Below are 5,093 nucleotides of genomic sequence, written 5' to 3'. Positions count from 1 at the left end.
TTAAAAAAGTTTCAAAAAAGTGTTGACAAGCGAAAGCGACTGTGATATACTAATATAGTTGTCGCTTGAGGGAAGCGAGTGACAAAGACCTTTGAAAACTGAACAAGACGAACCAATGTGCAGGGCACTACAACTAAGGTTGTAGTACTGAACAATGAAAAAACAATAAATCTGTCAGTGACAGAAATGAGTGAGAACTCAAACTTTTAATGAGAGTTTGATCCTGGCTCAGGACGAACGCTGGCGGCGTGCCTAATACATGCAAGTAGAACGCTGAAGGAGGAGCTTGCTTCTCCGGATGAGTTGCGAACGGGTGAGTAACGCGTAGGTAACCTGCCTGGTAGCGGGGGATAACTATTGGAAACGATAGCTAATACCGCATAAGAGTAGATGTTGCATGACATTTGCTTAAAAGGTGCAATTGCATCACTACCAGATGGACCTGCGTTGTATTAGCTAGTTGGTGGGGTAACGGCTCACCAAGGCGACGATACATAGCCGACCTGAGAGGGTGATCGGCCACACTGGGACTGAGACACGGCCCAGACTCCTACGGGAGGCAGCAGTAGGGAATCTTCGGCAATGGACGGAAGTCTGACCGAGCAACGCCGCGTGAGTGAAGAAGGTTTTCGGATCGTAAAGCTCTGTTGTAAGAGAAGAACGAGTGTGAGAGTGGAAAGTTCACACTGTGACGGTATCTTACCAGAAAGGGACGGCTAACTACGTGCCAGCAGCCGCGGTAATACGTAGGTCCCGAGCGTTGTCCGGATTTATTGGGCGTAAAGCGAGCGCAGGCGGTTAGATAAGTCTGAAGTTAAAGGCTGTGGCTTAACCATAGTACGCTTTGGAAACTGTTTAACTTGAGTGCAAGAGGGGAGAGTGGAATTCCATGTGTAGCGGTGAAATGCGTAGATATATGGAGGAACACCGGTGGCGAAAGCGGCTCTCTGGCTTGTAACTGACGCTGAGGCTCGAAAGCGTGGGGAGCAAACAGGATTAGATACCCTGGTAGTCCACGCCGTAAACGATGAGTGCTAGGTGTTAGACCCTTTCCGGGGTTTAGTGCCGTAGCTAACGCATTAAGCACTCCGCCTGGGGAGTACGACCGCAAGGTTGAAACTCAAAGGAATTGACGGGGGCCCGCACAAGCGGTGGAGCATGTGGTTTAATTCGAAGCAACGCGAAGAACCTTACCAGGTCTTGACATCCCTCTGACCGCTCTAGAGATAGAGTTTTCCTTCGGGACAGAGGTGACAGGTGGTGCATGGTTGTCGTCAGCTCGTGTCGTGAGATGTTGGGTTAAGTCCCGCAACGAGCGCAACCCCTATTGTTAGTTGCCATCATTCAGTTGGGCACTCTAGCGAGACTGCCGGTAATAAACCGGAGGAAGGTGGGGATGACGTCAAATCATCATGCCCCTTATGACCTGGGCTACACACGTGCTACAATGGCTGGTACAACGAGTCGCAAGCCGGTGACGGCAAGCTAATCTCTTAAAGCCAGTCTCAGTTCGGATTGTAGGCTGCAACTCGCCTACATGAAGTCGGAATCGCTAGTAATCGCGGATCAGCACGCCGCGGTGAATACGTTCCCGGGCCTTGTACACACCGCCCGTCACACCACGAGAGTTTGTAACACCCGAAGTCGGTGAGGTAACCGTAAGGAGCCAGCCGCCTAAGGTGGGATAGATGATTGGGGTGAAGTCGTAACAAGGTAGCCGTATCGGAAGGTGCGGCTGGATCACCTCCTTTCTAAGGATAAGGAACTGCGCATTGGTCTTGTTTAGTCTTGAGAGGTCTTGTGGGGCCTTAGCTCAGCTGGGAGAGCGCCTGCTTTGCACGCAGGAGGTCAGCGGTTCGATCCCGCTAGGCTCCATTGGTGAGAGATCACCAAGTAATGCACATTGAAAATTGAATATCTATATCAAATAGTAACAAGAAAATAAACCGAAAACGCTGTAGTATTAATAAGAGTTTATGACTGAAAGGTCAAAAAATAAGGTTAAGTTAATAAGGGCGCACGGTGGATGCCTTGGCACTAGGAGCCGAAGAAGGACGTGACAAACGACGATATGCCTTGGGTAGCTGTAAGTAAGCGATGATCCAGGGATTTCCGAATGGGGGAACCCAACAGGTACTACCTGTTACCCGCATCTGTTAAGGATGTGAGGAGGAAGACGCAGTGAACTGAAACATCTAAGTAGCTGCAGGAAGAGAAAGCAAAAGCGATTGCCTTAGTAGCGGCGAGCGAAACGGCAGAAGGGCAAACCGAAGAGTTTACTCTTCGGGGTTGTAGGACTGCAATGTGGACTCAAAGATTATAGAAGAATGATTTGGGAAGATCAGCCAAAGAGAGTAATAGCCTCGTATTTAAAATAGTCTTTGTACCTAGCAGTATCCTGAGTACGGCGGGACACGTGAAATCCCGTCGGAATCTGGGAGGACCATCTCCCAACCCTAAATACTCCCTAGTGACCGATAGTGAACCAGTACCGTGAGGGAAAGGTGAAAAGCACCCCGGGAGGGGAGTGAAATAGAACCTGAAACCGTGTGCCTACAACAAGTTCGAGCCCGTTAATGGGTGAGAGCGTGCCTTTTGTAGAATGAACCGGCGAGTTACGTTATGATGCGAGGTTAAGTTGAAGAGACGGAGCCGTAGGGAAACCGAGTCTGAATAGGGCGCCTTAGTATCATGACGTAGACCCGAAACCATGTGACCTACCCATGAGCAGGTTGAAGGTGCGGTAAGACGCACTGGAGGACCGAACCAGGGCACGTTGAAAAGTGCTTGGATGACTTGTGGGTAGCGGAGAAATTCCAAACGAACTTGGAGATAGCTGGTTCTCTCCGAAATAGCTTTAGGGCTAGCGTCGACATAAAGATTCTTGGAGGTAGAGCACTGTTTGGGTGAGGGGTCCATCCCGGATTACCAATCTCAGATAAACTCCGAATGCCAATGAATTATGGTCGGCAGTCAGACTGCGAGTGCTAAGATCCGTAGTCGAAAGGGAAACAGCCCAGACCACCAGCTAAGGTCCCAAAATAATTGTTAAGTGGAAAAGGATGTGGGGTTGCACAGACAACTAGGATGTTAGCTTAGAAGCAGCTATTCATTCAAAGAGTGCGTAATAGCTCACTAGTCGAGTGACCCTGCGCCGAAAATGTACCGGGGCTAAAACAATTTACCGAAGCTGTGGATACCTTTATAGGTATGGTAGGAGAGCGTTCTATGTGTGATGAAGGTATACCGTGAGGAGTGCTGGAACGCATAGAAGTGAGAATGCCGGTATGAGTAGCGAAAGACAGGTGAGAATCCTGTCCACCGTAAGACTAAGGTTTCCAGGGGAAGGCTCGTCCGCCCTGGGTTAGTCGGGACCTAAGGAGAGACCGAAAGGTGTATCCGATGGACAACAGGTTGATATTCCTGTACTAGAGTATGTAGTGATGGAGGGACGCAGTAGGCTAACTAAAGCAGACGATTGGAAGTGTCTGTCTAAGCAGTGAGGTGTGAATTGAGTTAAATGCTTAGTTCTATAACATTGAGCTGTGATGGGGAGCGAAGTTTAGTAGCGAAGTTAGTGACGTCACACTGCCAAGAAAAGCTTCTAGCGTTTAAACATACTCTACCCGTACCGCAAACCGACACAGGTAGTCGAGGCGAGTAGCCTCAGGTGAGCGAGAGAACTCTCGTTAAGGAACTCGGCAAAATGACCCCGTAACTTCGGGAGAAGGGGCGCTGACTTTAAGTCAGCCGCAGTGAATAGGCCCAAGCAACTGTTTATCAAAAACACAGCTCTCTGCTAAATCGTAAGATGATGTATAGGGGGTGACGCCTGCCCGGTGCTGGAAGGTTAAGAGGAGTGCTTAGCGTAAGCGAAGGTATGAATTGAAGCCCCAGTAAACGGCGGCCGTAACTATAACGGTCCTAAGGTAGCGAAATTCCTTGTCGGGTAAGTTCCGACCCGCACGAAAGGCGTAATGATTTGGGCACTGTCTCAACGAGAGACTCGGTGAAATTTTAGTACCTGTGAAGATGCAGGTTACCCGCGACAGGACGGAAAGACCCCATGGAGCTTTACTGCAGTTTGATATTGAGTGTCTGTACCACATGTACAGGATAGGTAGGAGTCTATGAGATCGGGACGCCAGTTTCGAAGGAGACGTTGTTGGGATACTACCCTTGTGTTATGGCCACTCTAACCCAGATAGGTGATCCCTATCGGAGACAGTGTCTGACGGGCAGTTTGACTGGGGCGGTCGCCTCCTAAAAGGTAACGGAGGCGCCCAAAGGTTCCCTCAGAATGGTTGGAAATCATTCGCAGAGTGTAAAGGTATAAGGGAGCTTGACTGCGAGAGCTACAACTCGAGCAGGGACGAAAGTCGGGCTTAGTGATCCGGTGGTTCCGTATGGAAGGGCCATCGCTCAACGGATAAAAGCTACCCTGGGGATAACAGGCTTATCTCCCCCAAGAGTTCACATCGACGGGGAGGTTTGGCACCTCGATGTCGGCTCGTCGCATCCTGGGGCTGTAGTCGGTCCCAAGGGTTGGGCTGTTCGCCCATTAAAGCGGCACGCGAGCTGGGTTCAGAACGTCGTGAGACAGTTCGGTCCCTATCCGTCGCGGGCGTAGGAAATTTGAGAGGATCTGCTCCTAGTACGAGAGGACCAGAGTGGACTTACCGCTGGTGTACCAGTTGTCTTGCCAAAGGCATCGCTGGGTAGCTATGTAGGGAAGGGATAAACGCTGAAAGCATCTAAGTGTGAAACCCACCTCAAGATGAGATTTCCCATGATTTTATATCAGTAAGAGCCCTGAGAGATGATCAGGTAGATAGGTTAGAAGTGGAAGTGTGGCGACACATGTAGCGGACTAATACTAATAGCTCGAGGACTTATCCAAAGTAACTGAGAATACGAAAGCGAATGGTTTTCTTGGTTTGAATAGATATTCAATTTTGAGTAGGTATTACTCAGAGTTAAGTGACGATAGCCTAGGAGATACACCTGTACCCATGCCGAACACAGAAGTTAAGCCCTAGAACGCCGGAAGTAGTTGGGGGTTGCCCCCTGTGAGATATGGAAGTCGCTTAGCT

Annotated in this window: 1 tRNA gene and 3 rRNA genes; all 4 read left to right on the top strand. The window is 49.7% G+C overall.

Annotated elements, in window-relative coordinates:
* The first annotated feature begins 205 nt into the window (after positions 1 to 205).
* Positions 206 to 1,751, top strand: a 16S ribosomal RNA gene (locus HT698_RS10050).
* Between the two features lie 51 nt (positions 1,752 to 1,802).
* Positions 1,803 to 1,875 (top strand) — tRNA-Ala (locus tag HT698_RS10045).
* Positions 1,876 to 1,999: 124 nt separating this feature from the next.
* Positions 2,000 to 4,900 (top strand): 23S ribosomal RNA (locus tag HT698_RS10040).
* Between the two features lie 76 nt (positions 4,901 to 4,976).
* Positions 4,977 to 5,092, top strand: a 5S ribosomal RNA gene (rrf, locus tag HT698_RS10035).
* The 16S, 23S and 5S rRNA genes sit together here with 1 tRNA gene alongside, the layout of an rRNA operon.
* Position 5,093 lies beyond the last annotated feature (1 nt).

Origin of the sequence: Streptococcus sp. 3109 (assembly GCF_013276905.1) — a bacterium.
Classification (GTDB): Bacteria; Bacillota; Bacilli; order Lactobacillales; family Streptococcaceae; genus Streptococcus.
This window is presented reverse-complemented; position numbering and strand designations above follow the sequence as displayed.